At 66.4% G+C, this 25,133-nt stretch carries 23 protein-coding genes; 10 read left to right on the forward strand and 13 right to left on the reverse strand.

What is annotated here, in order from left to right; translation table 11 throughout:
• Nucleotides 1-5: 5 nt before the first annotated feature.
• Nucleotides 6-1,520, forward strand: coding sequence for a glycerol kinase GlpK (gene glpK, locus H5T65_00610; protein ID MBC7257727.1), 1,515 nt, complete (start codon nt 6-8; stop codon nt 1,518-1,520).
• A 191-nt stretch (nt 1,521-1,711) separates the two neighbouring features.
• Here the strand turns inward: glpK and H5T65_00615 are convergent, their stop codons facing one another.
• Genes H5T65_00615 through H5T65_00625 form a run of 3 tightly spaced genes read right to left on the reverse strand, consistent with a single transcriptional unit; the run spans nt 1,712 to nt 5,665 of the window.
• Nucleotides 1,712-3,298, reverse strand: coding sequence for an exonuclease (locus H5T65_00615; GenBank protein ID MBC7257728.1), 1,587 nt, complete (start codon nt 3,296-3,298; stop codon nt 1,712-1,714).
• The gene (locus tag H5T65_00620) at nt 3,295-4,575 is read right to left on the reverse strand and encodes a hypothetical protein (GenBank protein MBC7257729.1); all 1,281 of its coding nucleotides are present in this window, start codon (nt 4,573-4,575) and stop codon (nt 3,295-3,297) included. The genes H5T65_00615 and H5T65_00620 overlap by 4 nt, the downstream gene beginning before the upstream one ends.
• Before the next feature lie 46 nt (nt 4,576-4,621).
• Nucleotides 4,622-5,665 carry an LCP family protein gene (locus H5T65_00625; GenBank protein ID MBC7257730.1) on the reverse strand — a complete coding sequence of 348 codons (1,044 nt, stop codon included), beginning with the start codon at nt 5,663-5,665 and terminating at the stop codon, nt 4,622-4,624.
• Between the two features lie 218 nt (nt 5,666-5,883).
• Here H5T65_00625 and H5T65_00630 point away from each other — a divergent pair, with 218 nt between their 5' ends.
• The 6 genes from H5T65_00630 (at nt 5,884) to H5T65_00655 (ending at nt 12,072) form a co-directional block, all read left to right on the forward strand.
• The gene (locus H5T65_00630) at nt 5,884-7,581 is read left to right on the forward strand and encodes a putative DNA binding domain-containing protein (protein MBC7257731.1); all 1,698 of its coding nucleotides are present in this window, start codon (nt 5,884-5,886) and stop codon (nt 7,579-7,581) included.
• Between the two features lie 36 nt (nt 7,582-7,617).
• Nucleotides 7,618-8,151: a molybdopterin adenylyltransferase gene (gene mog, locus H5T65_00635; GenBank protein MBC7257732.1), complete on the forward strand. Its 534-nt coding sequence runs from the start codon at nt 7,618-7,620 to the stop codon at nt 8,149-8,151.
• A gap of 63 nt (nt 8,152-8,214) precedes the next feature.
• Nucleotides 8,215-9,501 (forward strand): MFS transporter, encoded by a 1,287-nt coding sequence (locus H5T65_00640; GenBank protein MBC7257733.1) that lies wholly within the window; start codon nt 8,215-8,217, stop codon nt 9,499-9,501.
• Nucleotides 9,502-9,505: 4 nt separating this feature from the next.
• Complete coding sequence (locus tag H5T65_00645; GenBank protein ID MBC7257734.1) at nt 9,506-10,324, forward strand: carbon-nitrogen hydrolase family protein; 819 nt, start codon at nt 9,506-9,508, stop codon at nt 10,322-10,324.
• Complete coding sequence (locus H5T65_00650) at nt 10,321-11,373, forward strand: nitrilase (GenBank protein MBC7257735.1); 1,053 nt, start codon at nt 10,321-10,323, stop codon at nt 11,371-11,373. Before H5T65_00645 ends, H5T65_00650 begins: the two co-directional genes overlap by 4 nt.
• A 45-nt stretch (nt 11,374-11,418) precedes the next feature.
• Nucleotides 11,419-12,072: a transposase gene (locus tag H5T65_00655; GenBank protein ID MBC7257736.1), complete on the forward strand. Its 654-nt coding sequence runs from the start codon at nt 11,419-11,421 to the stop codon at nt 12,070-12,072.
• 172 nt (nt 12,073-12,244) lie between these two features.
• Here the strand turns inward: H5T65_00655 and H5T65_00660 are convergent, their stop codons facing one another.
• Together H5T65_00660 and H5T65_00665 are read right to left on the reverse strand one after the other, a co-directional pair.
• Entirely contained in the window at nt 12,245-13,045 is an 801-nt protein-coding gene (locus H5T65_00660) for an LppX_LprAFG lipoprotein (protein MBC7257737.1), read from the reverse strand.
• A gap of 158 nt (nt 13,046-13,203) precedes the next feature.
• The gene (locus H5T65_00665; protein ID MBC7257738.1) at nt 13,204-13,950 is read right to left on the reverse strand and encodes a hypothetical protein; all 747 of its coding nucleotides are present in this window, start codon (nt 13,948-13,950) and stop codon (nt 13,204-13,206) included.
• A 66-nt stretch (nt 13,951-14,016) separates the two neighbouring features.
• Here H5T65_00665 and H5T65_00670 point away from each other — a divergent pair, with 66 nt between their 5' ends.
• Nucleotides 14,017-15,261 carry an MFS transporter gene (locus H5T65_00670; protein MBC7257739.1) on the forward strand — a complete coding sequence of 415 codons (1,245 nt, stop codon included), beginning with the start codon at nt 14,017-14,019 and terminating at the stop codon, nt 15,259-15,261.
• Between the two features lie 28 nt (nt 15,262-15,289).
• Here the strand turns inward: H5T65_00670 and amrA are convergent, their stop codons facing one another.
• The 8 genes from amrA to accC form a co-directional block, all read right to left on the reverse strand.
• Nucleotides 15,290-15,805 carry an AmmeMemoRadiSam system protein A gene (gene amrA / locus H5T65_00675; protein ID MBC7257740.1) on the reverse strand — a complete coding sequence of 172 codons (516 nt, stop codon included), beginning with the start codon at nt 15,803-15,805 and terminating at the stop codon, nt 15,290-15,292.
• 273 nt (nt 15,806-16,078) lie between these two features.
• Nucleotides 16,079-17,146, reverse strand: a complete 1,068-nt coding sequence (locus H5T65_00680) for a ketoacyl-ACP synthase III (GenBank protein MBC7257741.1) — start codon at nt 17,144-17,146, stop codon at nt 16,079-16,081.
• A gap of 8 nt (nt 17,147-17,154) precedes the next feature.
• The gene (fabF, locus tag H5T65_00685) at nt 17,155-18,393 is read right to left on the reverse strand and encodes a beta-ketoacyl-ACP synthase II (GenBank protein MBC7257742.1); all 1,239 of its coding nucleotides are present in this window, start codon (nt 18,391-18,393) and stop codon (nt 17,155-17,157) included.
• A 47-nt stretch (nt 18,394-18,440) separates the two neighbouring features.
• Nucleotides 18,441-19,187, reverse strand: a complete 747-nt coding sequence (fabG, locus tag H5T65_00690; GenBank protein ID MBC7257743.1) for a 3-oxoacyl-[acyl-carrier-protein] reductase — start codon at nt 19,185-19,187, stop codon at nt 18,441-18,443.
• Nucleotides 19,188-19,328: 141 nt separating this feature from the next.
• Nucleotides 19,329-20,222 (reverse strand): ACP S-malonyltransferase, encoded by an 894-nt coding sequence (gene fabD / locus H5T65_00695; GenBank protein MBC7257744.1) that lies wholly within the window; start codon nt 20,220-20,222, stop codon nt 19,329-19,331.
• Nucleotides 20,223-20,314: 92 nt separating this feature from the next.
• Complete coding sequence (gene fabK / locus H5T65_00700; protein ID MBC7257745.1) at nt 20,315-21,262, reverse strand: enoyl-[acyl-carrier-protein] reductase FabK; 948 nt, start codon at nt 21,260-21,262, stop codon at nt 20,315-20,317.
• 37 nt (nt 21,263-21,299) lie between these two features.
• A complete protein-coding gene (locus H5T65_00705) occupies nt 21,300-21,824 on the reverse strand; it encodes a biotin/lipoyl-binding protein (GenBank protein ID MBC7257746.1) in 525 nt (174 codons plus the stop codon).
• On the reverse strand, nt 21,785-23,293 hold the full coding sequence (gene accC / locus H5T65_00710; protein ID MBC7257747.1) for an acetyl-CoA carboxylase biotin carboxylase subunit: 1,509 nt from the start codon (nt 23,291-23,293) through the stop codon (nt 21,785-21,787). The genes H5T65_00705 and accC overlap by 40 nt, the downstream gene beginning before the upstream one ends.
• Before the next feature lie 94 nt (nt 23,294-23,387).
• Between accC and H5T65_00715 the strand changes: the two genes are divergently transcribed.
• Complete coding sequence (locus tag H5T65_00715) at nt 23,388-23,828, forward strand: MaoC family dehydratase N-terminal domain-containing protein (GenBank protein MBC7257748.1); 441 nt, start codon at nt 23,388-23,390, stop codon at nt 23,826-23,828.
• Nucleotides 23,829-24,300: 472 nt separating this feature from the next.
• Entirely contained in the window at nt 24,301-25,128 is an 828-nt protein-coding gene (locus tag H5T65_00720) for an IclR family transcriptional regulator (protein ID MBC7257749.1), read from the forward strand.
• Nucleotides 25,129-25,133 lie beyond the last annotated feature (5 nt).

A 25,133-nucleotide genomic window follows, 5' to 3' on the forward strand; every position in this document is an offset into this window, starting at 1 on the left:
GGACTATGGCTGCAAAGTACGTCGCTGCGATTGACCAGGGCACAACCAGCACCCGCTTCATGATCTTTGACCGCGAGGGCAGGGTCATCAGCGTGCACCAACTGGAGCACCGACAGATTTACCCGCAGGCCGGTTGGGTGGAGCACGACCCGCTGGAAGTCTGGGAGCGCACGCAGCAGGTGATCCAGGGCGCGCTGGACAAGGCGCGCGTGGCCCCCCGCGACCTGGCTGCCATCGGCGTAACCAACCAGCGTGAGACGACCGTGGTCTGGGATCGCAAGACCGGCAGGCCCTACTACAACGCCATTGTGTGGCAATGCACCCGCACCAAGGACATCTGCGATGCCCTCGCAAAGGACGGCGGGCAGGACCGCTTCCGCGACAAGACGGGCCTGCCTCTGGCGACCTACTTCTCGGGGCCGAAGATTCGGTGGATTCTGGACAACGTGCCCGGAGTCCGCGCCGCCGCCGAGCGCGGCGATGCCCTGTTCGGCAACATGGACACGTGGATCATCTGGAACCTGACGGGCGGGCCCCATGGCGGCGCCCACGTAACCGACGTCTCCAACGCCAGCCGCACCATGCTCATGAACCTGCGCGCGCTGGATTGGGACGACGAGATTCTGGAGGTCATGGGCATTCCCCGCGCGATGTTGCCCCGCATCCGTCCATCCAGCGACCCCGCGCTGTACGGGACGACACTGACGGATGGGCCTCTGGGCGCGGCAGTGCCGGTGTGCGGCGACCTGGGCGACCAGCAGGCGGCCCTGGTGGGCCAGACGTGCTTCAGCCCGGGCGAGGCCAAGAACACCTACGGCACCGGCTGTTTCATGCTCCTCAACACCGGCACGGAACCGGTGCCCAGCGCCAGCGGCCTACTGACGACGCTGGGGTACAAAATGGGCGACGCACCCGCCGTGTATTGCCTGGAAGGCTCCATCGCCATCACGGGCGCGCTGGTGCAGTGGCTGCGCGACAACCTGCGCTTCTTTGATTTCGCCAAGCATGTGGAGGACTACGCCCGACAGGTGCAGGACAGCGGCGGCGTGTACATCGTCCCTGCTTTCTCTGGGCTGTTTGCCCCGTATTGGCGCAGCGATGCTCGCGGGGTCATCGTGGGCCTGACGCGCTACGTGAACAAGTCGCACCTGTGCCGCGCCGCGCTGGAAGCGACTGCTTACCAGACCCGCGAGGTGCTGGATGCCATGGAGAAGGATTCGGGGGTGAAACTGGCGGCGCTCAAGGTGGACGGCGGCATGGTGCAAAACGAACTGCTGATGCAGTTCCAGGCCGATATCCTGGGCGTGCCGGTCGTGCGCCCCAAGGTGGCCGAGACTACGTCGCTGGGCGCGGCCTACGCGGCAGGGCTGGCTGTCGGGTTCTGGGGCGGCCTGGACGACCTGCGCAAGAACTGGGGCGTGGACAAGATCTGGGAGCCGCACATGGATGCCGAGACCCGCGCCCGCCTCTACAAGGGCTGGCTGAAGGCGGTAGAGCGGACGCTGGGTTGGGTGGAGTAGGGCGGTTGGCAGGGGCGACGCCGCTTGTCCCCATCCGTCATTGCGAGCGAGGCGAATCAACCCCCATCCATAACCGCGAACAACACGAATCCACGCGAATGTGGAACGTGCGACGCTCTTCCGGACGTGCGGCGCACCTGTGCCATGCCGCGACCAACAGGGTTTGGAACCGAGTCTGCGGCTGGTCGGTGCTACGCCAGCACGATGGGCCTGCCCACTTCGGGCCTCTGGATGCGCACGCCACTGCCCGCCAGTTGCTTCTCCCACCATTCGGGGTGTTCGGTGTGGATGGGAATGAGAATGTCGGGCTTGACGGTGGCGACGAACTCCACCAGTTCGGGGCCGGCGGCGTGGCCGGATGCGTGCAGGGGAACGCGGTTGGCGTCATCGGGGTCGCCGTACAGCGTGAACCCCATGTGTCGCACCCAGTTGCGCAGGCGGCCCAGGTCGGCGGCTTGCTCGTCGTCGTAGGCGCGGCTGCTGGAATACAGGTAGATGCCGCCTTCCACCCCCTGCAGGTCTAGCAGGTCGTTGGCATCCCACAACGAGAAGCAGAGGATGTACGCGCCTGGGTTGCGCGAGACCTCCGCCGGGCCGACGAGGGGTTTGGGCCATGCGTCGCGCAGGGTGCGCTCCCACGGGCGCGGGGCGGCCTTCGGGTCGGCGTACACTTGCAGCATGGGCCACAGTTCGGGCGGGGTGTAGCGGTCGGGGTCGGCCAGGGCGATGGCCTGGAGCAGGTAGGTGTCCTTGGGCAGGATGAGGAGCGCGCGGCCTGCCTCCTGGGCCACCTGCGCGAACGATTCCAGTCGCTCCACGTTGCGCGGCCCGAAATCGGCCACGACGAGCCTGCCGCTGGCGGCGCGGACGAGCGCAGTCGCATTGGCGATGATGTCGGCCTCGGTGATGGGCGCGGGGTCTGGATCGGGGCGCGTCGCCTCGCACAGGAGCGCGACGGGGTTCAGTTGGGCCAAATCCTCCGCGAAGCGGCGGCTGAGGTCGCCGTTCTTCCCGTGGAAGCGCAGGTCGCCTGTGTAGGCGATCCACCCTGCCGACGTTCGGACGGCGTATCCGCCCGCGCCTGGGATGGAATGATCCAGCGGCCACCAGCGCACGGGCAAGCCGTTCACGGAGTCCGACGCGCGCTCGGCGCACGCTGGCACGAAATCCTTGCCCCTGCCCCTGTCGCTCTTGGGCAGATGCGCCCAGTAGTCATGGGCTTCGGCGGTGAGCGCGCCGTCCACGAAGTAGTGGGGGCGGCACCGGTAGGCGGCCTTGGAGTCCGATTTTAGTTCGCCGGATTCCGCCGGAGCGCGGGGGTTCACGTAGATGAGTTCGCGCTCAAAGGACATCTGGCCGGTGATCTGCATGGCGCGGGCGATGAAGGCGGTAACCCGCGTGGCGTAGATGGGGATGGCGTGGTTGACATAAGACAGATCGGCGTTGTGATCCAGATGGGCATGCGACAGGAGCACGGCGTCGGCGGGCAGGCCATCGCGCCGCACGTCTCGGTACAGCGGGTGCGGTCGGAACCGTTCCCACAGGCCCGCGAAGGCCAGGTCGTCGCGGTACAGCCCCTCCAGCGGGGGCAACAGCCCCAGCGCCAGGGGATCTAGCAGGCCGCGGGCCGCGCGCGGGCGCAGGTACTCGTTGAAGAAGCGGCCCGCGTGCCCGAAGTCCAGCCCGAAGTCAAAGAACAGGCGCGCGTCGCCATCTTCCAGGAGAATCTTGTTGCCGCCGATGCATCCGACTGCGCCGTAGCAGGTGATGGTGGTCATTCGGGTTTGCTCCTTTCGGGTGTTCGGCGGCGCCAGCGCGTGCCGCCGGGCATGTCTTCCAGTACAATCCCCAGGGCCGCGAGGCCGTCGCGGATAGCATCGGCTTGTGCCCAGAGGCCCGCGCGGCGAAGTTGGTCGCGTATGGCCACACAAAGTTGCACATACGGCGCGGCCGAGTCCTCGCCGCTCGTGGTCTGCGCGAGGCGCGAGAGCGAAGCGAGCAGGAAGGCACGCGCCTCGTCGGCCTGGGCGCGATCGGCAGCCGCCGACTCCAGCGCCATTGCAAGCCGATGCAGGGCGAACAGGCAGGCCGCCAGGTCGTTGGGGCGGCCTTCCATTTGCAGACGCGCGCGGCGCAGTTCCTCGGCCAGGGTGACCGTGGAGATTCCCTCGGCAGGCTCGGTGGGCGCGGGCCGTGGGACTGTTGCCGCTTGTGTGCGCAGTTCGTCCAGCGAGAACGACGTGCCCGCAGAGTGTATTTCATCGTGTCCGTGTCGCCGTATGGTAACACTGCCCGCGCCCATCACCGCGCCCGTGTTCGCCTCCAAATCCAGGATGCACGCGGTGTACTCGTCTATCCCCAGGATCGTGGCGTCGTCGGGGAGTTGCCGTTCCAGGACCCCCAGGCGGGGCGCGCCCATAAAGCAGAAACGCGTGTCGTGGGTGCCGCCCTCGGCATTGTTCCAGTGCGGCATGATGGCGAGAGTCATGCCCAACGGCCCCAGGATATCCAGCCCCTCCACCCAGTGGGGTTCCGCGCCCACCTTGTAGATTTCGTACACGGGTAGGGTGTAGCGGCTCATGGCAATGGCGGCGGCGCTCGCCATGATGAGATGGGCGCCCTCGTGTAGCCGCCGGGCGCACGCCGAGAACAGAGGATGATCCTTCCACTGCGACACGGCGTAGGTGGGGCTTCCTGGCCCCGCGAAGATGAGATCGGCACGCCGAATGAGGTGCAGGTTGAATTGCAGCGTCTCATCGTCCAGCGACTGCCGGCTCTTGAACGAGGCGACGGAGAGGCCAACGCCCAGCCGCTCGCGGAAGTATTCCACGGCGCGCTCGGACAGTTCGTCGGCGTTCAGTTGGAAGCCCGCCGGCGTATCCAGGAACACGGCGCGCACCTCCCCTTGGATGCGGCGAAGGACGGCGCGGTAAACCTTCCCCATGGCATCGGTCATCTCGCCCGAGCCTATCAGCGTTACCGTGCCTGGCTTATCCGTGGGCATAGGCGGCTCCCGTTCTGTTCGGCCAGCGTTCTGGTACACCGTTGGCTCCATGATACCAGCAGGGCCGACCGTCGCCAAACGCGAGTGCCGCGCTCCCCTAGTTGGGGCAGGTGCCGGGGAAGGCCGACGCCTCCATCAGCGGCGGACTCTCCATCAGATGGGCGATGGCGTCCCTGATCTTGGCGCGGTCGGGCAGGAGCACCATCGCGCCCTCCGGCGTCGTCCAATCTCGGACCATGGTGTAGTCTATGACGCGGCTGTGAATCTGCTCGGGCGAGATGTCCTTGGCGAGGAGGGCCAGCGACAGCACCTCCTGGAGCGTGAGGTTGGTGTCCACCGAGTCCTTGAGGGCGGCCCAGATGCGGGGGATGCGGGGGATCATGCCCACATCCAGCGCGCGGTTGCGTATGCCCATGAGGACGCGCTGCTGGCGGCGGGTGCGGTCAATGTCGCCGCGGCCGTGCCGCGAACGGGCGAACATGAGCGCCGTCTTGCCGTCCATCACCTGTGGCCCCGCCGGTACCTTGAGCAGGCGGAACCCACCGGGCGCGGAATCGTCTATGAACTTGTCCTCAATGGGGCAGTCCACGTTCACGGTGATGCCGCCCATGGCGTCAATCACGCGCTCAAAGGCCTCAAAGTTCAGGCGGATGTAGCGGTCGGTTTCCAGCCCCAGGTTGTTCTTCAGCGTGTCGGCCACGAGCGCAGGCCCGCCGCCCGGGTACTTCAACGCTTCGCCGAAGTAGTCGGCCACATTGACGCGGTTTTCGCCCACCTTGGGGATGCTCACCCAGAGGTCGCGGGGGATGCTGAGGATGCCCACGGCCTTCTCGTCGCGGTGGATGGTAACCCACATGATCACATCGGTGCGCCAGGGGCCGGTCTGTCCTTCCCGCTGGTCGCTGCCGAGGAGCAGGATGTTGAGCACGCGATTGGTCGGGGGTACGGCCAGGGTGGGAATGGCGGTGGGCTCGCCTGCAGGATTCTGCGCAGGGGCGCTGGGCGGCACTGTATCGGAGGGTGCCACTGTGGGCGGCGGCGCGGGCGTGTTGGCTTGCGGGGCAAGGGCCGAGCAGCCGACGAGGATCAGCGCGGCCAGCGCGGCCGCAGCCCAGGCGAACAGCACATGGGGTCGTCTCATGTTGTCTTCTCGCAACCTCCTTTCGCCGCGGTTGCGGCGCGGCTCTGGCCAACCCTGTTGCAACTTGCGGGCCACGACGGCCGGTTATTTGATAAATAGGCGTTTTATGTTACAATAATCTCGGCAAGCCGTAAAGTCTGGCGCGCCATGCGCACGGCGGCTTGCAGATTCTGATTGAAAGAGAGTTTATGAAAGGTACACGAAAAGTCAGCGGGCAGATGGAATGGAAAAAGGCTGACCTGCATATCCATACCCCCGCTTCGGCCGACTACCAAGAGCCGAAGGTGAGTTATCTGGACATCTTGCGCCGAGCCGAGGAGCGCGGCCTGGACATCATCGCCTTTACGGATCACAACACCATACGGGGCTACGCCACCATGCTCCAGGAGATAGAGGGCCTGGAACTCCTGGAGCGGCTGGACCGCTTGCAGCCAGCGGAAAAGGAGCAATTGGCCGAATACCGGCGGCTGCTAAACAAGATTTTGGTGCTGCCGGGCGTGGAGTTCACCGCCACCCTGGGGTTTCACATCCTGGCCATCTTCCCGGAAGACGCGACCGTGCGGGAGATTGAGCACCTCCTGCTGCGGCTCAATGTCCCCGCCGACAAATTGGACGACGGCAGCACCGAGGTCGGCGCGACGTCCGACGTGCTCACGGCGTACCGCGAGATGGCGCGGGCTGGGGCGCTGGTCATCGCTGCGCACGCCAATTCCAGCCACGGCGTCGCGATGCAGGGGTTTGACTTCGGCGGGCAGACCAAGATCGCCTATACCCAGGATCCGAACCTGCACGCGCTGGAAGTAACGGATCTGGAGAGCGGCAAGCGTCGGAGCACGGCTTCGTTCTACAGCGGCTCCAAGCCCGAGTACCCGCGCCGCATGCACTGCATCCAGGGATCCGACGCGCACTGCCTGACCACCGACCCGAAGGACAAGCGTTTGACCGGCATCGGCGACCGCATCACGGAGTTGCTGCTGCCCGAGACCACGTTTGCCGCCATCAAGGAGTTGTTCCTCGGCGACGACTTTGCCCGCACGCGCCCCTACAGGCCCGCCAAGCAGCCTTTTGACCACGTGATGGCGGCCAGGCAGGAGGGGCCGAATATTGTGCAGTCGTTCTTTGAGTCGGCCTCGCGCCAGGGCGGCAGGCTGCACGCGGTCATCTGCGATGTTGTGGCGTTCGCCAACACCAACGGCGGCACCATCTTCATCGGCGTAAGCCCGAACGCGAAGACGCCGCCTGTGGGCGTGGACAAGCCCGAAGAGGTGGCGGCGCTCCTGAAGGCGGAGATCCAGCGCAAGGTTACGCCGCCGGTGGACGTAACGATAGACACGCTGGAATCGCAGGGCAAGAAGATCATTCGCGTCAGCGTCCCCAGGGGCGCCGACATCCCCTACTCGGTGGAGGGCACGAAGATTTACGTGCGGCACGAGTCGGAGACCAGTTTGGCCCTGCGCGACGAGATCATCCAGTTGGTGAAGCGAGCCGCCGAGGAGAAGGGCCAGCCTGCCCCTGCGCCGGAGCCGGCCCCCCAGGCGGTCTGCGCCGAAGAAGAAGAGCCTCTGTTTCGCATTGAGCCGCCGCGCACCGGCGTGGAAATCGTGGAATCGGAAGAGCGCAAAGGCACGCTGTACCATTCGCTCAAGGACCTGCGCAACGGCAACGTCGTTACCAACGTAACGCGCAAGTCGGCGCGCAGGCTTTGGCGCTCGGCCATCACCCAACACGAGGACGCGCCGGTGGCAGGCGACAAGATCACCTGGCTGGGCGACATCGGCCTGTGGAAGGTTTACGGCTCGGGCAGCCGCAGGCGCTACAACCTGGTGCAGCGCGACCGCACCGGCCGCATCCACTACTACTACGGCGTGAGCGAAGACGGCTTTCACGGCGAGTGGCGGCAGTTCCTCAAGAAGTAGCCGCGCTGCGGGCCGTCGGAACGCCAGGAGGACCTCATGCGCGTTGGCATCTTGACGGTGAGCGACCGCGCGTCGCGGGGCGAATACGAGGACCGCGCGGGGCCTGTCATCGCCGAAATCGTGCGCGCGGACCTGCAGGGCGACGTGGTTGAAACGGCCATCGTGCCCGATGAGCAAGATCGCATCGCCGCGGTCTTGCGCTGGTGGTGCGATGAGGCCGATTTGGACCTCGTCCTGACGACCGGCGGCACCGGCTTCGCCCCGCGCGACGTAACCCCCGAGGCGACGCGATCCGTCCTGGAGCGGGAGGCTCCCGGCCTTGCCGAGGCCATGCGCGCCGCCAGCCTTCGCGTTACCCCCCACGCCATGCTGTCGCGCGCCGTGGCCGGCATACGGGGCAGGACCCTCATCGTCAATCTCCCTGGCAGCCCCAAGGCCGTCAGGGAGAACCTGGAGACCATCCTGCCCGCGCTGCCTCACGCTATAGAACTGCTGCGCGAGGTCCAGGGCGCCGACCAGCGCCACCATCACCCTACGGAAGGAGGTGCGAAGCCGACCGAACGATCGTGAGCCTGTGCAGCACCGACCGGACACCCATGCGGTAGCCAACTCTTTCAATCGGGGAGGAGTGGAATGAAATCCAGGTACCGGTGGTTTGTCGTTTTGATGTTCTTCTTCTTCATGCTGCTTCACCAAGCGGACCGTCTGCTCATCGGCCCCCTGACCACGCCCATCATGGAGGAGTTCCGCATTGACGAGGCCAAGATGGGCCTGGTATCCAGTTTCGCCATCCTGGTTGCGGCGATCATGTACCCCGTGTGGGGATACCTGTACGACCGCTACGCGCGCGCCAAACTCATCGCGCTGGCCTCGTTCATCTGGGGCTCCACCACGTGGCTCAACGCGATTGCCCCCAACTACACGACCTTCCTCATCACGCGCTCGTCCACGGGCATTGACGACTCCAGTTACCCGGGCATCTACAGCCTGCTGGCCGACTATTTCGGGCCGAACATACGGGGCAAAGTATACGGCTTGCTGCAGACGGCCATGCCTTTGGGCTACATGCTGGGGATGGTCCTGGCCAGCATGTTGCGGGATACCCTGGGCTGGCGCAATGTGTTTATCATCACGGGTAGCCTGGGTATCTTGCTCGCCATTGTGATCTTCTTTGGGCTTCGCGAGCCTCCGCGAGGCAAGGCCGAGCCGGAGATGGCTGCGTTTGAGGAGATCCCGTCGTTCCACTTTGACCGCAGAGTTGCCCTGGGGTTGTTCCGTCGCAAGTCGCTCCTCTTCCTGTTCGCGCAGGGATTCTTCGGCGTATTCCCGTGGCAGGTCATCACGTTCTGGTTCTTCCGCTTCCTGGAGACAGAGCGCGGCTTTTCCACGGGCGAGACGACCAGCATCATGATGATCGCGATTCTGGCCCTATCGGCGGGGTACTTTGTGGGCGGGAGCATCGGCGATTTCTTCTTCAAGCGCGACTACAGGGGGCGCGCGCTGACAGGGGCCACGGGCGTGCTCCTGGGCGCGATTCTGCTCACCATCACGCTGCGCATCCCGGCGGGCCAACTCCTTCCGTTCATGATCTTCATGTGCCTGACGGGCGTGACCATGTCCATCGCCGCGCCCAATGTCCAGGCCACCATCCACGACGTGGCCGAGCCGGAAGTCCGTAGCACGGCGCAGGCCACGCTGAGTTTCATTGAGAACATCGGCTCGGCCATCGCGCCGGCGCTGGCGGGGTACATCGCCGTGCGGTCGTCGCTGGGCAACGCTATCCTGACCATCTGCGTCAGCACGTGGCTGGTGTGCGCGTTCCTGTTCCTGGGCGTGGCGCGTTACATCCGGCAGGACGCCGAGCGGCTGCGTCGCGTCATGCGCGAGCGCGCAGAGGCGACGGCCGCTGCCGCGGAGTAGGGGAGTGGCTTCGGAAACCCGTGCGGTTGTCGCCGCGCTGCAAGGGCGGCAGTTTACGTTCGCGTCGGAGCGGGCCTGGGCCGCGTACTGGGAGCAGGCCCTTGCGGGTGCTGCGGAGCGCGGCGCGCGCCTGGCCGTCCTGTCGGGAAGCCCCGGCTGGGACGAGGTGTGGGAGGGGCCAGTGGCCGAGGCGGGCCAACTGGCGCGGCGCTACGGGCTGTACCTGGTGGCCGACATCGGCCCGCAGCGCGACGAGGACGGGCGGGTCTTCCCCTGCCTGCACGTCTTTGCCGACGACGGCAGTCTCGTCGGGGCGCAGCGGCAGATTCACCTGAGCCGCGAAGACCGGGCCCTGATGTACTCCGCGGGGGAGGAACTCCACGTTGTTGATTCCCCTGCTGGGGCGCTGGGGCTCGTGGTCGGCGCGGACGTGCGGGTGCCCGAGGTGAGCCGCGCCCTGACACTGCTGGGCGCCGAGGTGCTCGTACATGTGGGCGCGCTGCGCGAACGGTCGGAGGGGGCGTGGCTGGCGCGGCTGTGGCGCGAGGTGCAGGCCAATCAGACCTTCGGCATTGAGGCGTATCCCGTGGGCGCGGGGCTGGTGGGGCGGTCCTGCGTGCTGGCGCCGGTGGAGATGACCCCCGGCGGGAGGGGCGTCGTGGCCTGCGCCGAAAGCGCCGACGCCGAGGCCGTTGTCGCCGCCGAACTGGACTTCGGGGCGCGCGCGGCCCTCACCGCTCGCTACGACATCCTGGCCGAGATGAACCTGCCGCTGTACCGGCAACAACTGCTGTCGCTGTACCGCAAGGGGTCGCTGCCATGACCGCCTGGCGCGACGCGGTGATGTTCCACTTGGCGCGGGCGCTGGTACGCTGGCGGGCCGGGTTGAGCGCTGCCCAGGGCTGGCTGGCCCGCGCCTCGTATCCCCAGGCGTTGCCGCCCGACGAGGACAGGGCGCGCGTGCGCGTCGCCGCTGTGCAGTTTCCAGCGCGCCTCTTCGCGTCGCCCGCCGACTACGCGCGGGAATGCCACGCCTGGACGCTGCGGGCCGTGGAGGCCGGCGCGCAACTGGTGGTGTTCCCCGAACTGGTGGGGTTCGTGCCGCTGCTGGGGCTGGTGCCCGGCATTGAGGCCCAGGCGGCCCGCGCAACTGCGGGGGCGGGCGAGGCGGGCGCGCTGGCGGCGGTAACCCGTCTCCTGGCTCCATCGGCCACGCGGGTGTACCGGTTCACGTTCCAGAACCTGTCGCGCCGCTTCCGCGTCCACATCGTGGCGGGTAGCGCCATCGCCGCGGGGAGCGACGGAACGCTGCGCAACACGGCCTACCTGTTCGGCCCCGACGGGTTTGAGATGGGCCACCAGCCGAAGGCGCACTTCTATGGCCAGGAGTTTCACATGGGCCTGACGCGCGGCGGGTTCATCCAGGTGTACGATACGCCCGTGGGCAAACTGGCGATGCCCGTGTGCATGGACTACACCTACCCGGAGACGGCGCGCATTGCGTATCTCCTGGGCGCGGAGATTCTGCTGAACCCGTCGGCGGACATCAACGCGGACTACAACTGGCACTACCAGTTGCGCGGCGTGTGGAGCAGGGTGCAGGAGTCGCCGTGCTACGGCGTGCATGCGATGATGGTGGGCGACGTCCTAGGGATGCCGTTCCGCGGGCAGTCGGCCATCGTGGGGCCGGTGGGACTGGTGGGCGGGGATGGGATTTTGGCCCGCGCAGAGCCTTGCGACCAGGGCGACGTGGTGGTGGCCGACATGGATTTGGCGGCCCTTCGCGAGTTCCGCCGCGACCTGCAGGTGGAACCGCGCTACGATTGGTGCGCCCGCCAGTTGGGCGCGATTTGGGAGCGGCGTTCTTTGTAGGGCAAATTGCCAATTTGTCCTGCGGACAGTTTCCCTACGGGAGCCATGGAGGGGATTGTGGGACGCCTGGGCTGGAAATCATTCTACCGACGGAACTTGCCGCATATACAGTTGCCCGGTTGCACGTTGTTTGTTACTTTTCGCCTGGCTGGCTCTATTCCGGCAGAAGCGGCGCAAAGCCTGATCGCGGAAGGACGGCGTGTTGACGCGGCTCTCGCGCGAATTGCGGACTTGGGCGAACGCGAGAGGCGGCGCAGCCTGGAGCAACGTCGGCTATTCGGAAAATGGGATGCGGCGCTGGACACCGCCGCTGTTGGGCCGCTGTGGCTTGGTGATCCGGGGATAGCCGCATTGATGGCTGATTGTCTCCAATACAGAGATGGGCGGGTATACGATCTGGATGCCTACTGCATCATGCCGAATCACGTGCATTTGGTATGTACGCCGCTGGTCAAGGAAGGGGACAACTATTACTCCATATCCAGCATTATGCACTCCCTCAAAGGTTACGTGGCGCGCCAAGCCAATGTACTACTGGGACGTGAAGGGGCATTTTGGCAGCACGAGAATTATGACCACGTGGTGCGCGACGAAGGGGAGTGGCAGCGTATTGTGTATTACGTGCTGGACAACCCTGTGAAGGCGGGCCTGGTGCAGACTTGGCGCGATTGGAAATGGAGTTATTGCAAGCAGTTGTAGCGCAAATTGCCCTACGGTCGCCCGCCCTGTAGCGCAAATTGTCAATTTGCGCTACAGCACATCGTCAATTTGCGCTACAGGGGCCTGGCTGGCCCCACCCCGGCGCGAAAAATGGCGAAGCCCTATCGGGCCGATGAACGCCCGTGGGGCTTCAGCCTGGTCGCGTCTTGGCCTACTGTCCTATGACGTTGGTGGGCGTCTCAATGGGGGCCACATCCGCCTTCACAGCGTCAAACTCGGTCCGCATCTCGGTAACCTTCTCGTCGGTCGTGGACTTTGCGCGGTAGAGCGTCTCGGCCTTGACCAGCGCCTTGGCGTTCATCTCCACCCATGCGAAGCCCTCGTAGTCCACGACGGCACCCTGCTGCCCGGCGATGAATCCGCCGAGGCCGAACTGGCTCAGGTCAATCTTGACGCGGTACTTGTTGGTGTTGAACCCATTGACCTGCTCTTTGCCGACGAACTCCGCCTCTTGCAGGTTGTTGAAGACCAGCAGGAACGCCCCGCCGTAGAGCATGAGCGCCTCCCACGGGTCATCCTGGGGGCCCAAGGCTACGTACTGGTTCTCGCCGGTGCCCATGTACATCTGCTTGTCCACGAACAAGAATTCTGCGGTCAGGTTTTCGCCTTCGTACAGCCGGACGCGCTGATTGCCCGCCGCGTCAATCTCGGCCTCCGTCCTGGTAACGGATTCGGGATTGTCGCCCTCTTTGGCCGTGAACGTGCTCACCACTCGGACCGGGGCAAGCAGTTTCAGGTGGCTGATGAGCGAGTCCAATTCTGTGGTCTCGGCCTGTGTCGGTTGCGGTTCCGGGGTGGGTGTGTTCGTGGGCGCGGGCGTGGCTGTTGGGGCCGCCGTGGCTTGGGGCTTGGGTGTGGATTTCGCGCCCCCGCCGCAAGCCGCAAGCGCGGTGGCCATGGCCACTACCAGGAGCACAGCGATAGCCCGAGCGAAGAAACTTCGTGTTTTCATGAGACTCTCCTTTCATGTGCAGTCTTTGGGCGGCACTCCAACGAGGTCCGTCCATACCTCGCTGAGGGGGCAGCAATGCGCATCGCTCAGCCATCGTTGGGGCGTGCGTATTATACACTCCGGCAGAGCGCTGCGCAAGAACGGATATGCGCCGTTTTTCACGACAGCAGGCGCGCGATGGCGTCCATGACCTGCCCGGCCACAGCGCGGTCGCGGGCGGCGCGGTCGGCTGGGGCGGCGGGCACGAAGGGTGGGCCGAAACGCACGCGCAGTCGGCCCTCGGTCTCGTACACGGCGGCGGGGAGCACCCTCATCCCTGTCTCCGCCAGCAGGACGATGAAGGCCCCGGCTCCCGGCGGCGGCTCTGCGAGGCCGACGGGGACATCTCGCCCCTCCGGCGCGAGGCCCAGCAGGCCGCCCGTCTGCGCCAGCCTACGGGCCAGTCGCACCGTGCGCAGCACCGCCGCGGCTCGCTCGTGCATCTCCTCGGGCGCGGGCGGCATGGGCGGCATGGTTACGAACCCGTAGGCGCGGGCGATGTGGGCAAAGGTCCAGCGGCTGGCAGGCGTGAGCATCCGACGCCGCCAGCGGCTCGTCTCAAACCGCCAGGCCGCCGTCATGACCCAGGCCATTTCCTCGTTGTCGCCCAGGGCGCGGCGTTCGGCCAGGGCTGCCGTGATGGCGAAGGCTACCCACCACACCTGGAACCCCGGGCGGCTGTAGTGATTGCACGCCACCAGGAGCGGCCCTGTGGCAGGCACGTGCTCCCCGCCAATGACCTCCAGGGGCGGGCGCAGCGCCGCCACCGCCCGGCGCGCATCCCGGACAAAGGAGCGTCGCCGACGGGCCAGCGCCGTCCAGGCGATTCCTCCCGCGATGCGCCAGGTGAGGGGGTAGCGCGGCACTTGATTCGCAGACGGCACTCGTGGTATTATGCCGTCCGCCTCAACTTTGTCCTCAAGGAGGGCGCGATGCTCAAGTCTCGGCACTACGTCATCATGAACGTGTACTGGTTCGGTCTCGCCTTCATGTGGAATGCCTTGCATCCTATCATCCTGCCTGCGCTTCTGTTGCGGTTCGTCCCCGATAGTTTGAAGAACACCTATCTTGGTGGGATGACGTTCGCCGGCCTCATCTTGGCCATGATTATCCAGCCCCTGTCGGGAGCGTGGAGCGACAGGACCCGTTCGCGGTGGGGGCGGCGTCGCCCCTGGATGGTGGCGGGAACGGTGGCCACGCTGCTGGTCCTGGCCGGCATGAACGCGGCCGGCGGGTTCTGGGTGCTCCTCATCACGTACCTGCTCTTGCAATCGGTGTCCAACATGGCGCATGGCCCGGCCCAGGGGCTGATTCCCGACCTGGTGCCTGCCGAACGGCGCGGCCTGGCCTCGGGCTGGAAAAACCTGTTTGACATGGCGGGCCTTATCGTAGCGTCGCTAGTTGCGGGGAACCTGATGGGACAGGATAACCCGGGCCTGGCCTTCGCCATCATCGGCGCGGTGCTGGCCGTGTGCGCTCTGACAACCGTCGTGGGCACGCCCGAGACGCCCGGCGCGGCAGCCGTCCCCGCCCCGGCGGGCAACCCGGGCCTTCCCTCGGAGCGCGCAGGGTGGCGCCGGCGAGTCGCCGCAGCCATCCGCGAGTATCCCGATTACGCCTGGCTCATTGCTTCGCGCTTTCTGATTCTCCTGGGCATCTACGCGGTGCAGACCTTCGCGCAATACTTCATTCGCGACCGCCTGGCCGTGCCTAACGCGGCGGAGGTAACGGGCAACCTGATGGCGGCCATCGGCGTGGCGCTGACCGCGCTGGTGTTCCCTGCCGGCTGGCTGTCGGACCGCGTGGGGCGGCGAATGTTGAACATCGGCGCCGGACTGCTGGCCGCGCTGGGCATCTTCCTGCTGTTGTTCGTGTCCGACGTGCGCTCGCTGTATCTGGTCGGCGCGATTATCGGCATGGCCACGGGTATCTTCGTCAGCGTGAATTGGGCGCTGGCCACCGATCTGATTCCCGCCGACAAGGCCGGGCTGTACATGGGTTTGACGAATATTGCGACGGCAGGCTCTGCGTCCGTGAGCCGCCTGGGCGGGCCGCTGATTGATGGGCTGAACGCCGCGCGTCCGGGCGCGTACATGGGCTATTCGGCGCTTTTCATCGTGGCGTCGGTGAGCGCCCTCGCCGGCGCGCTGCTGATGTTCCGCATTCGCCGGCGCTAGCCTGCACCGGCCGGGACGCCGTGCGCCGTCAGTGATACCGCCTGACCTGGAAGCGGTACAGTTTCACCGGCTCCTTGGGGCCGATGCCTGCTTTGCGTCGGCAGATGTCTATCTGCTCTTCGGGCGTGTCCACGCCTTCCAGGTCGGGCAGGAGCAGGCCCTTGCGCCAGCCGCTTTCCACGATAACCCCGTACTTCTTCGCATCCAACTGCTCCACGCTTTCCACCGGTTCGGGTTCGGTCAGCACGTCCACCGAGATGTCCAGGTCGTCCAGTTCGTCGGGCGTGATGGGGTAGAAGCGGGGGTCGCGGGTCGCGGCGCTGATGGCGTTGCTGATGACCTCCTCGGCGACGTTGGGCTGCGTGGGGTGGAACGTGCCGATACAGCCGCGGAGCGCGCCGTCTTTGGTGTGGATGGAGACGAAGACGCCCGCGCGCTCTTTCATCTCCGGGGTCATTTCGTCGGGTTTTGGCGGATGGATACGCTTGCGGTCTCGCACGTAGGCGCTGATCGCCTTTCTGGCCAGTTGGACGAGAGGATGCATGGCATGTACTCCTTTCCCCGCAGGCGAGCCGAGGCTTGCCCGCGCCAGGGGTTGGCAATCGCGGCCTTATTATGCATGAGGATGCGCGCGCGCGCAAGACAAGGGAAGGGGAGACTCGGCTTCGCCCGTTGTCGGCAACTCCGCACCCATGTACCATAGACCCCAGGCGTCCCGAGACCCTTGGGGTCTCGGAGGGGATTGCTTCGGGGCGTCGCGGCCAGGGGCGGGGTTGGCGTGCCCTACGTCTGGGAGCGGGTCGCGGCGAGGCGCGGGCTACCGCCGGAATCGGCGCAGGAGCCACGCCCACCAGCGGCGAACGGCCGCCACGAGCCAGGGCAGGTTGCGTTTCGGGCGAGGCCTGCCGCCCCACTCCACCAGCACAGCGCCCCACGTGAGGCCGGCGCCGAAGCCCACCAGCACCACGCGCTGCCCCGGCTGCAACCGCCCCGCGTCGGCCATCTCGCACAGGGCGATGGGGATGGAGGCAGCAGAAGTGTTCCCGTAGCGATCAATGTTCGCGTACATCTTCTCCTTTGGCACGCCCAGCCGCTCGGCTGCCGCTTGGAGGATGCGCGCGTTGGCCTGGTGCGCGATCACCATGTCCACGTCGGCCAGGGACAGGCCGGCCTGTTCCAACACCTTGCGGGTGGCCGCGGGGATGATCTTCGCCGCAAAGCGGAAGACTTTCTGCCCGTCCATCCGTATCGTGTGCAGGTTCTCGGCGACCGTTTCCGCCGAGGCGGGCTTGCGCGACCCGCCCGCCGGCAAAATAAGCCAATCGGCGCCCGCGCCGTCGGCGCCCAGGTGCGTAGCCAGGATGCCGCCCGGGCCGTTGGCCTGTCCCAGGAGCACCGCACCCGCGCCGTCGCCGAAGAGCACGCACGTGCCCCGGTCCGTCCAGTTCGTGATGCGCGACAGGGTCTCGGCGCCGATGACGAGGGCGTACCGGTACGCGCCGGCCTCAATGGCGTGGGCGCCCAGGGCCAGCGCGTAGATGAACCCTGAGCAGCCCGCGCCGAGGTCAAACGCAGCGGCGCGGGTGGCGCCGATGCTGCGCTGGACCAGGCAGGCCGTGGCCGGGAAGAGGTAGTCCGGCGTGGCTGTCGCCACGATGATGAGGTCAATGGCGAGCGGGTCGGCGCTGGCGGTCGCCAGGGCGCGCTCGGCCGCGACGATGGCCATGGACGCGGTCGTCTCGTCGGCGTCGGCCAGTCGCCGCTCGCGGATGCCGGTGCGCTCCACGATCCACTCGTCCGAGGTGTCCACCATCTGCGCCAGGTCGGCATTGGTGAGAACGCGGCGGGGCACATACGCGCCCCACCCGATGATCTGCGCTTTGATTCCTTTGCTCATGGGTATCTTCCCAACGCCAGCGAGGCGTTGTGGCCTCCGAAGCCGAAGGAGTTGGACAGCGCCACCCGAATGGGCGTTGGGCGGGCGCGGTTCGGCGTGTAGTCCAAATCGCACTCGGGGTCGGACGTCTCGTAGTTGATGGTGGGTGGGATGATGCCCTCTTCCAGCGCCTTGGCGGTGATGATGGCTTCCACAGCCCCGCTGGCCCCGAGGAGATGGCCCATGACCGATTTGGTAGAACTGACGGCAAGGCGGTAGGCGTGATCGCCGAAGACCGACTTGATGGCGATGGTTTCGGCGCGGTCGTTGAGGGGCGTGCTTGTGCCATGGGCGTTGATGTATTCCACGTCGGTGGGCGCAAGGCCGGCGTCCCTGAGCGCGCCGGCCATGGCCAGGGCGGCGCCCGCCCCGTTCTCCAACGGCGCGGTGATGTGGTAGGCGTCGGCGGAGAGGCCGTAGCCGAGGATTTCGGCGTAGATGTGCGCGCCGCGCGCCTGGGCGTCCTCCAATTTTTCCAGCACCAGGATGCCGGCCCCTTCGCCCATGACGAACCCATCACGATGGACGTCAAATGGGCGACAGGCGCGGGTCGGCTCGTCGTTGCGCCGCGAGACGGCCCCCATGACGTTGAAGGCCGCGATGGCGAGGCGGAGGATGCCCGCCTCGGCCGCGCCGCAGATGGCCTTGTCCACCCGCCCGTGTCGGATCATCATGGCGGCCTCGCCGATGCAGTTGGCGCCGCTGGCGCATGCCGAGATGACGGCCAGGTTGGGGCCGCGAATCCCGTATTCAATGGCGATGTTGCCGGCGGCGGTGTCGGCGAGGACCATGGGGATGAAGAACGGGCTGACCCGCCGAGGGCCGCGCTCGTCCAGCGCGTGGAGTTGCTGGGCCAGCGTGGCCATGCCGCCGATGCCGGTGCCCACGATGACGGCGACGCGCTCGTTGTCGCCCGCGAAGGTCAGCCCCGCGTCGGCCACGGCCTGGCGCGCGGCGGCAAGGGCGAACTGACTGTAGCGGTCCATGGTGCGCGCGGCTTTCGCGCCGAACAGGGCCACGGGGTCAAAATCCTTGACCTCGGCGGCAATCTGGGTTTCCAGATCCGAGGCGTCAAACAGGGTGATCGGCCCAACGCCTGATTTCCCCTCCACGACGTTGCGCCATGTGGTGGGGACATCGTTCCCAACGGGCGTTACGGCTCCGACGCCGGTGATGACCACTCGGGTTTGTGGCATGTGCGTCTCCTTCTCTATCTATGTTCGGGCGCGGTTGAATTGCGCCCCTACTGCATGATGAGTCCGCCGTCCACGCTGAGCACCTGGCCGGTGATGAAGTCGGCGTCGGGCGAGACAAGGAACGCGACGGCGGCGGCGATGTCTTCGGGTGTCGCGGCGCGCCGCAGGGGCGTGAAGTCAATCCAGTTCTGCACCATCTCCTGCGGAAGCGACGCGGTCAGGTCCGTGGGGACGTAGCCCGGCGCGACGGCGTTGACCGTGATGTTGCGCGGGCCGACCTCCTTGGCCAGCGACTTGGTGAGGCCGAGGAGTCCGGCCTTGGCGGCGGCGTAGTTCACCTGGCCCGCCTGGCCCGCAAGGCCCGCAACGGATGTGATGTTCACGATGCGGCCGTAGCGTTGGCGCATCATCGGGCGGATGACGGCGCGGCAACAGTTGAACGCCCCTTTGAGGCATGTGTTCACGACGATGTCCCAGTCCTCTTCGGTCATGGAGGCCAGGAGCGTGTCGCGCGTGGTGCCGGCGTTGTTCACGAGGATGTCCACGCGCCCAAACGCGCCAACGGTCTCGGCGATGAGTCGCTCGGCCTCGGCGAAGGCGCTCACATCGGCCTGGATGGCTTTGGCGCGCCCGCCGCGACGTTCTATCTCCGCGACGACCTCGGCCGCCTCTGCCGAGGCGCTGCGATAGTTGACGACGACCGTCGCGCCCGATGCCGCCAGGCGCAACGCAATGGCCCGGCCTATCCCGCGCGAAGCGCCGGTTACCACGGCCACCTTCCCGTCCAGAATCATCTCTGATACCTCCCGTAAGTGCATGTGGGCATTGCATCCGCGATTCACACGAATTCGCGGCCACTCTCTTGCTGCGCGAAGCCCTGCGGGCCAGGTCCTGCGGCGCGGGGCCTCACGCCCGATGTCGCCCCGCGCTGCCCCCTACCGGCTAGACTGCGCGAAGGCGATCACGGCGTCGGGGTCGCCGATGGCGACGGCGTAGGTCGCACCGGCGATTCGGCTCACGAGGCCCGTGAGCACGCTCCCCGGCCCGATTTCCACGAAGTGGCTCGCTCCACGACGGGCCAATTCGCGTATGGACTGGGTCCACCGCACGGGCGCGGTCAACTGCTCCACCAACTCACGCCTGACCTCATCGGGGTCTTGGAGCGGGCGGGCGTCCACGTTACCCACGATGGGTGCGGCGGGTCGGCGCAGGGCCACCGCATGGACCGCGCGGCGGAAACCTTCGGCGGCGTGCGCCATGAGCCTGGAGTGGGCCGCGATGGATACGGCGAGGCGAATGACGCGACGCGCGCCGGCCTGCTTGGCGAGTTCCTCCGCGCGCCCCAGCGCATGAACGTCGCCCGATAGCACGATTTGGCCTGGAGCGTTGTCGTTGGCGATCTGGATGACCCGCCCGCTCTCGGACACCTGTCGGCAGATCGCGTCAAGGACGTCGGCGTCCAGCCCGATGACCGCCAACATGCCGCCGGGGTTGGTCTTGCCTGCCTCGGCCATGAGTTGGCCGCGCAGCCGCACCAGGTGTAGCCCGTCGGCGAAGGACAGCGCGCCCGAAGCCACCAGCGCCGAGTACTCGCCCAGGCTATGGCCCACGTAGTAGTCCGGCTTTATCGCGCGGCCTGCCGCCTCTTCCACCGCGCGCAGCGCCGCGATGCTCGTGGCCAGAATCGCCGGTTGGGCGTTGGCGGTGTCGGTGAGGGTTTCGGCCGGTCCTTCAAAGCACAGCGTGCTCAGGCGAAAGCCGAGGGTGTCGTCGGCTTCCTCAAACGTCCTGCGGGCGCTGGCGAATCGTTCGGCAAGCGCCTTTCCCATGCCCACGTGCTGGGAGCCTTGCCCCGGGAACTGGAAGACCAGGCGGGGCGCGCCCTGTGCGTCGGATTCCACGTCGTCAACCTCCGCAAGAATCAGGCCGCGGCCCAGGCGTTCAGCCGTTGCAGGTGCGCCTCGGCCTCGGCCATGATGCGCTCCAAGAGAACCCGCACCGGCACGATGTCGTGAACCAGGCCCGCAATCTGGCCAGCCATGACGGAACCGTTGATCACATCGCCTTCCCTGGCGGCCAGCCGGAGTTTTCCGGTACCGAACTCAATGACCTCGGCCTCGGTCGCGCCCGTCTTTTCCATCTCGGCGAAGCGCGTGGTCATCTGATTGCGGATGGCGCGCACCGGATGGCCGAGGGAGTGGCCGGTGGTTACGGTGGCGCGGTCGTTGGCGCGCAGGATGCGCTCCTTGTAGTTGGGGTGCACCCTGCACTCCTCGGTGCAGATGAAGCGGGTGCCCATCTGGATGCCCACGGCGCCCAACGCCAAGGCAGCCAGAAGCCCGCGCCCATCGGCGAACCCGCCCGCGGCGATGACGGGGATGTCCACGGCGTCCACAACTTGGGGCACCAGGGGCAGCGTAGCCACGTCGCCGATGTGCCCGCCCGATTCCATCCCCTCCGCCACGACCGCATCCACGCCGTCGCGCGCCAGGCGCACCGCCAGGGCCACCGAACCGACGACGGGGATGACCTTGATGCCCGCGGCTTTCAGGCGCGGCACGATGGCCGAAGGGCTGCCCGCGCCCGTCATGACCACGGGCACGCCTTCGTCTATACAGATTTGCACGATGTCGTTGACGAACGGCGAGAACAGGGGGATGTTGACGCCGAAGGGGTTGCGCGTGAGTGCCTTCGTCTTGCGCACCTCATCGCGGACGTAGTCGGGGGGAGCGTTGCCGCCGCCCAGCACGCCCAGGCCGCCCGCCTCCGAGACGGCGGCCACCAGTTCGGCAGTGGCCACCCAGGCCATGCCTCCCTGGATGATGGGATATCGGATTCCCAGCAGATCGCACAACACGGTTCGTATCACGTTTACCTCCCCAACGGATGTGGCCTTGTCGTTTACCTCACGCGATGGTCAGAAGCGCGTCGCCCTCGCGGACGACAGCGCCCGCCTGCACGTGGATGCCGCGCACGCTGCCCGCACGCGGCGCGCGAATCTCATTTTCCATTTTCATGGACTCCAGGATGGCGACGAGTTGGTTCTCCGCTACAGTCTCCCCCTCGCCTACGCACACTTCCGCCACCAGGCCGCACAGGGGAGCGCGCACGACGACCTCGCCCTCAGCCGTCGCGCTTTGGCGTCGGCTGGGGTGGAGCGCCTCGTCGTGCACCTGGATGCGGTGCACCTTGCCTCGCACCAGCGCGTAGTACGTCCCGCCGCGCTCGTCCACCAGCACCTCGTAGGAGGCGTCGTTGACCAGCAGCGAGTACAGCGATAGCCCTTGAATCTCCGACACGTCCAGGCGGAACGTGCGGCCCTCCATCGCCAGCGTGCCGTCGGGCAGCAGCGTAACGGTGAGCGGCGTCCCGTCCACCTCCACGCGATAGGTTATCGGCCTACTGCCATCCAGCGTCCGAGCACTTTCCAATTGGAGTCTCCATTTCGGGTCGGTTGGGCGCATGTCTGCACCTGGGAGGGGCGCAGCGCCCTGGCCCGATGGTGTAGCAGCGCGGCAAGGACTGCGGCCGCGCGCAGGTCGTCCAGCGAGGCGGCGCGCTCCGCGTAGGCTGCCTGCTCCAGGAAACTAGTGTCCACATATCCGCCCTGGAATCGCGGGTCGTCCAGGATTTCCTGGTGCAGGGGGATGTTGGTGCGTATGCCCATGATGCGGTACTCGTCCAGCGCGCGCCTCATGCGCACCAGCGCCTCGCCACGGGTCTCGCCCCATGCGATGACTTTGGCGATGAGGGAATCGTAGTAGGGCGTGATCTCCAGCCCTTCGTGGATGCCGCTTTCCACGCGGATTCCTGGCCCCGAAGGCTCGCGCATGTACGAGATTTTCCCAACGGATGGGCGGAAGTCGTCAAAGGGGTTTTCGGCCAGGATGCGGCATTCTATGGCCCAGCCCCGGAGTCGCACATCTTCCTGGGCCAGGCGCAGCCGCCGACCGGCTGTGATGCGGAGTTGCTCCTTGACGATGTCCACGCCGGTAACCATTTCCGTGGTCGGGTGTTCTACTTGCAAGCGGGGATTGATCTCAAGGAAGTAGAAGTTCTGCTGGTCATCCAGCAGGAACTCCACGGTACCGGCATTGACATAATCTGCGGCGCGCGCGGCGGCGACGGCGGCTTCGCCCATGCGGCGGCGCAAATCCGGCGTGAGGGCGCGCGAAGGCGCTTCCTCCAGCACTTTCTGATGATGCCTCTGGACGGAGCCTTCGCGCTCGCCCAGATGAATCACGTTGCCGTGCTGGTCGGCCAGGATCTGGAACTCAATGTGGCGGACGCCCTCCAGGACGCGCTCCAGGAAGACCGAGTCGTCGCCGAAGGCGGCCTTGGCCTCGCGGCGGGCCAGCGCCAGGGCCTCGGGGAATTCGTCCGGCCCGGCAACGAGTCGGATGCCCTTGCCGCCACCGCCGGCGGCGGCCTTGATCATCAGGGGGTAGCCCACCGCCTGGGCGGCCTGGGCCGGGTCGCCATCGGGCACGTCCCACTCGGAGCCGTGGATGACGGGCAGCCCCGCCTGGCGCATGGCGCGTCGGGCCAGAATCTTGTTGCCGGACAGGCGCAACGTCTGGGGCGATGGCCCCACGAACACCAAGCCGGCGTCCAGGCAGGCCTGCGCGAATTCGGGATTCTCGGCCAGGAAGCCGTAGCCGGGGTGCACCGCGTCGGCGCCAGAGCGCCTGGCGATGTCCAGGATGCGCTCCATATTGAGATAACTGTCGCGGGCGGGCGCGGGGCCCACGCAGTACGCCTCGTCGGCGTAGCGCACGTGCAGGGACGCCCGATCCACCTCCGAGTAGATGGCGACGGTGCGTATCCCTAACTCGCGACAGGTGCGAATGATACGAACGGCGACTTCGCCGCGATTGGCGATGAGGACCTTTTTCAGCATGGGATGGCTTCCTGAGGGTCTTTACAACGCAAACACTACAGGACCGAATTGGTTGCGCGGGAGGTGAACGATGGCGCAGGGCATGGCACAAACCATGATGTTTGAGGATTTTGTCGTCGGGCAGGAGTGGACGACGTCGGGCCGGACGGTAACGGAGGCCGACATCGTGGGGTTTGCGGGCCTTTCGGGGGATTTCAACGCGCTGCACGTGGACAGCGAATACGCCCGCAGCACGCCCTTCGGGGAACGCATTGCCCACGGGCTCTTGGGCCTGGCGATGGCCACGGGGCTGGCCTCGCGGGCCGGTTTCATGGAAGGCTCGGTGGAGGCGTTCCTTTCGCTGGAATGGAAATTCCGCGCGCCCATCCGCATCGGCGATACCATCCGCGCCGCGCTGCGGGTGGCGGGGACGCGGCCCATGGGCGACACCGGCGGCTTGGTGATATTGGACGTGGCGGTGCTGAACCAGCGCAACGAGACGGTGCAGCGTGGGCAGTGGACGGTGCTGGTGAAGCGCCGGCCGCTGCAGGGGTAGGGGCTGCGGGCGGAGCAACCCCGCGCTTGCAAGGGGCTGGCTTCGGGGTATCGCTCCCCGCAATGAGGGGGCCAGTACGCTTGGGGACCCAGCCCGTTGCCAGGGCGCAGTTCAATTCTGGCGCGCGGTGGCCGGGCATCGTTGGGTTTGCCGATCAGGGTCCACCTCACCCATCTCACCCAGTCCTCGCCTACCTTGACTTCAATACGGTGGGGGCGTACAGCAAGACGAGGGTTCACCTCACCCGTCTCTACCCCAACACTCCCCTATTCTTGACTTCACCACGGTGGGGGCCGTGCGGGAGGAACAGCCACCTCTCCCATCCCCCTGGAGGGGTTAGGTGAGGTCAGCGCCAACGATTTCCGTGCGATTCCTACTTGACAAACGACGGTCTTTGTGCTATACTATTCTGTGAAACCGAGTTGCACGCTGTGCAATCACCGCGCCATCCTGTCCAATGGGGGAGGGTGCCTTGAGCAAGCCTATTCGTGCCGTCGACCGAGCATTGGATGTGATGTTGTGCTTCTCGCGGGAAGAGCCTGAACTGACCCTCACCGAGATTGCCGAGCGCGTGGAGTTGCACAAGAGTACCGTGCACCGCGTCCTCGCCACGCTGGAGAATAAGCGTTTCGTGCAGCACGATGAGGCGACAGGCAAGTATCGTCTTGGGCTGCGCGTTCTGGAACTGGCCATGCTGGCGCTGGAGACCACCGACATCCGGCGACACGCGTGGCCTTTTTTGCGGCGTCTGAGCGAGGAGTGCCGCGAGACGGTGGATCTGGGCGTGTTGGACGGGACGGACATCGTCTATCTGGAAGTTATTGAAAGCCCCCAGCGGGTGAAACTGGCCGCGGCGCCCGGGCAGCGGCTTCCCGCCTGCTGCACCTCGTCGGGCAAGGCGATCTTGGCCTATCTGCCCGAGGCCCAGGTCAGGCAGATCATGATTCAGGGGCTTCGCCGCTACACCGAGCACACCATCGTCTCCCCTGACGATTTCCTCGCCGACTTGCGAGCCACCCGCGAGCGCGGCTTTGCCATCGCCCAATCGGAATACGAGGACGGCATCAACGCCGTGGCCGCGCCGATTCTGGATCCGCGGCAGAGGCCCATCGCGGTGATCGCGGTCGCGGGGCCAGCCTTCCGCCTGCCGATGGAGCGGATGTTGGAGTTGGGGCCGGTGGTGCGCCAGCATGCCGACGAGATCGCGCGCGAGATCGGGCTGGCCGCCGCGCTGATTCCCGATTACAGCCACACCGAAACGCTCTACAAGGTGCGGCAGATTCGGCCCGAAGGGGCGTAGGGTGG

It is taken from the genome of Chloroflexota bacterium, assembly GCA_014360805.1.
Classification (GTDB): Bacteria; Chloroflexota; Anaerolineae; order DTLA01; family DTLA01; genus DTLA01.

Coding starts and splice junctions, on each gene's coding strand:
- glpK (MBC7257727.1), top strand. CDS start 6: ATGGCTGCAAAGTACGTCGCTGCGATTGACCAGGGCACAACCAGCACC.
- H5T65_00615 (MBC7257728.1), bottom strand. CDS start 3,298: ATGACCACCATCACCTGCTACGGCGCAGTCGGATGCATCGGCGGCAAC.
- H5T65_00620 (MBC7257729.1), bottom strand. CDS start 4,575: ATGGAGCCAACGGTGTACCAGAACGCTGGCCGAACAGAACGGGAGCCG.
- H5T65_00625 (MBC7257730.1), bottom strand. CDS start 5,665: ATGAGACGACCCCATGTGCTGTTCGCCTGGGCTGCGGCCGCGCTGGCC.
- H5T65_00630 (MBC7257731.1), top strand. CDS start 5,884: ATGGAATGGAAAAAGGCTGACCTGCATATCCATACCCCCGCTTCGGCC.
- mog (MBC7257732.1), top strand. CDS start 7,618: ATGCGCGTTGGCATCTTGACGGTGAGCGACCGCGCGTCGCGGGGCGAA.
- H5T65_00640 (MBC7257733.1), top strand. CDS start 8,215: ATGAAATCCAGGTACCGGTGGTTTGTCGTTTTGATGTTCTTCTTCTTC.
- H5T65_00650 (MBC7257735.1), top strand. CDS start 10,321: ATGACCGCCTGGCGCGACGCGGTGATGTTCCACTTGGCGCGGGCGCTG.
- H5T65_00655 (MBC7257736.1), top strand. CDS start 11,419: ATGGAGGGGATTGTGGGACGCCTGGGCTGGAAATCATTCTACCGACGG.
- H5T65_00660 (MBC7257737.1), bottom strand. CDS start 13,045: ATGAAAACACGAAGTTTCTTCGCTCGGGCTATCGCTGTGCTCCTGGTA.
- H5T65_00670 (MBC7257739.1), top strand. CDS start 14,017: ATGCTCAAGTCTCGGCACTACGTCATCATGAACGTGTACTGGTTCGGT.
- amrA (MBC7257740.1), bottom strand. CDS start 15,805: ATGCATCCTCTCGTCCAACTGGCCAGAAAGGCGATCAGCGCCTACGTG.
- fabF (MBC7257742.1), bottom strand. CDS start 18,393: ATGCCACAAACCCGAGTGGTCATCACCGGCGTCGGAGCCGTAACGCCC.
- fabG (MBC7257743.1), bottom strand. CDS start 19,187: ATGATTCTGGACGGGAAGGTGGCCGTGGTAACCGGCGCTTCGCGCGGG.
- fabD (MBC7257744.1), bottom strand. CDS start 20,222: ATGGGAAAGGCGCTTGCCGAACGATTCGCCAGCGCCCGCAGGACGTTT.
- accC (MBC7257747.1), bottom strand. CDS start 23,293: ATGCTGAAAAAGGTCCTCATCGCCAATCGCGGCGAAGTCGCCGTTCGT.
- H5T65_00715 (MBC7257748.1), top strand. CDS start 23,388: ATGATGTTTGAGGATTTTGTCGTCGGGCAGGAGTGGACGACGTCGGGC.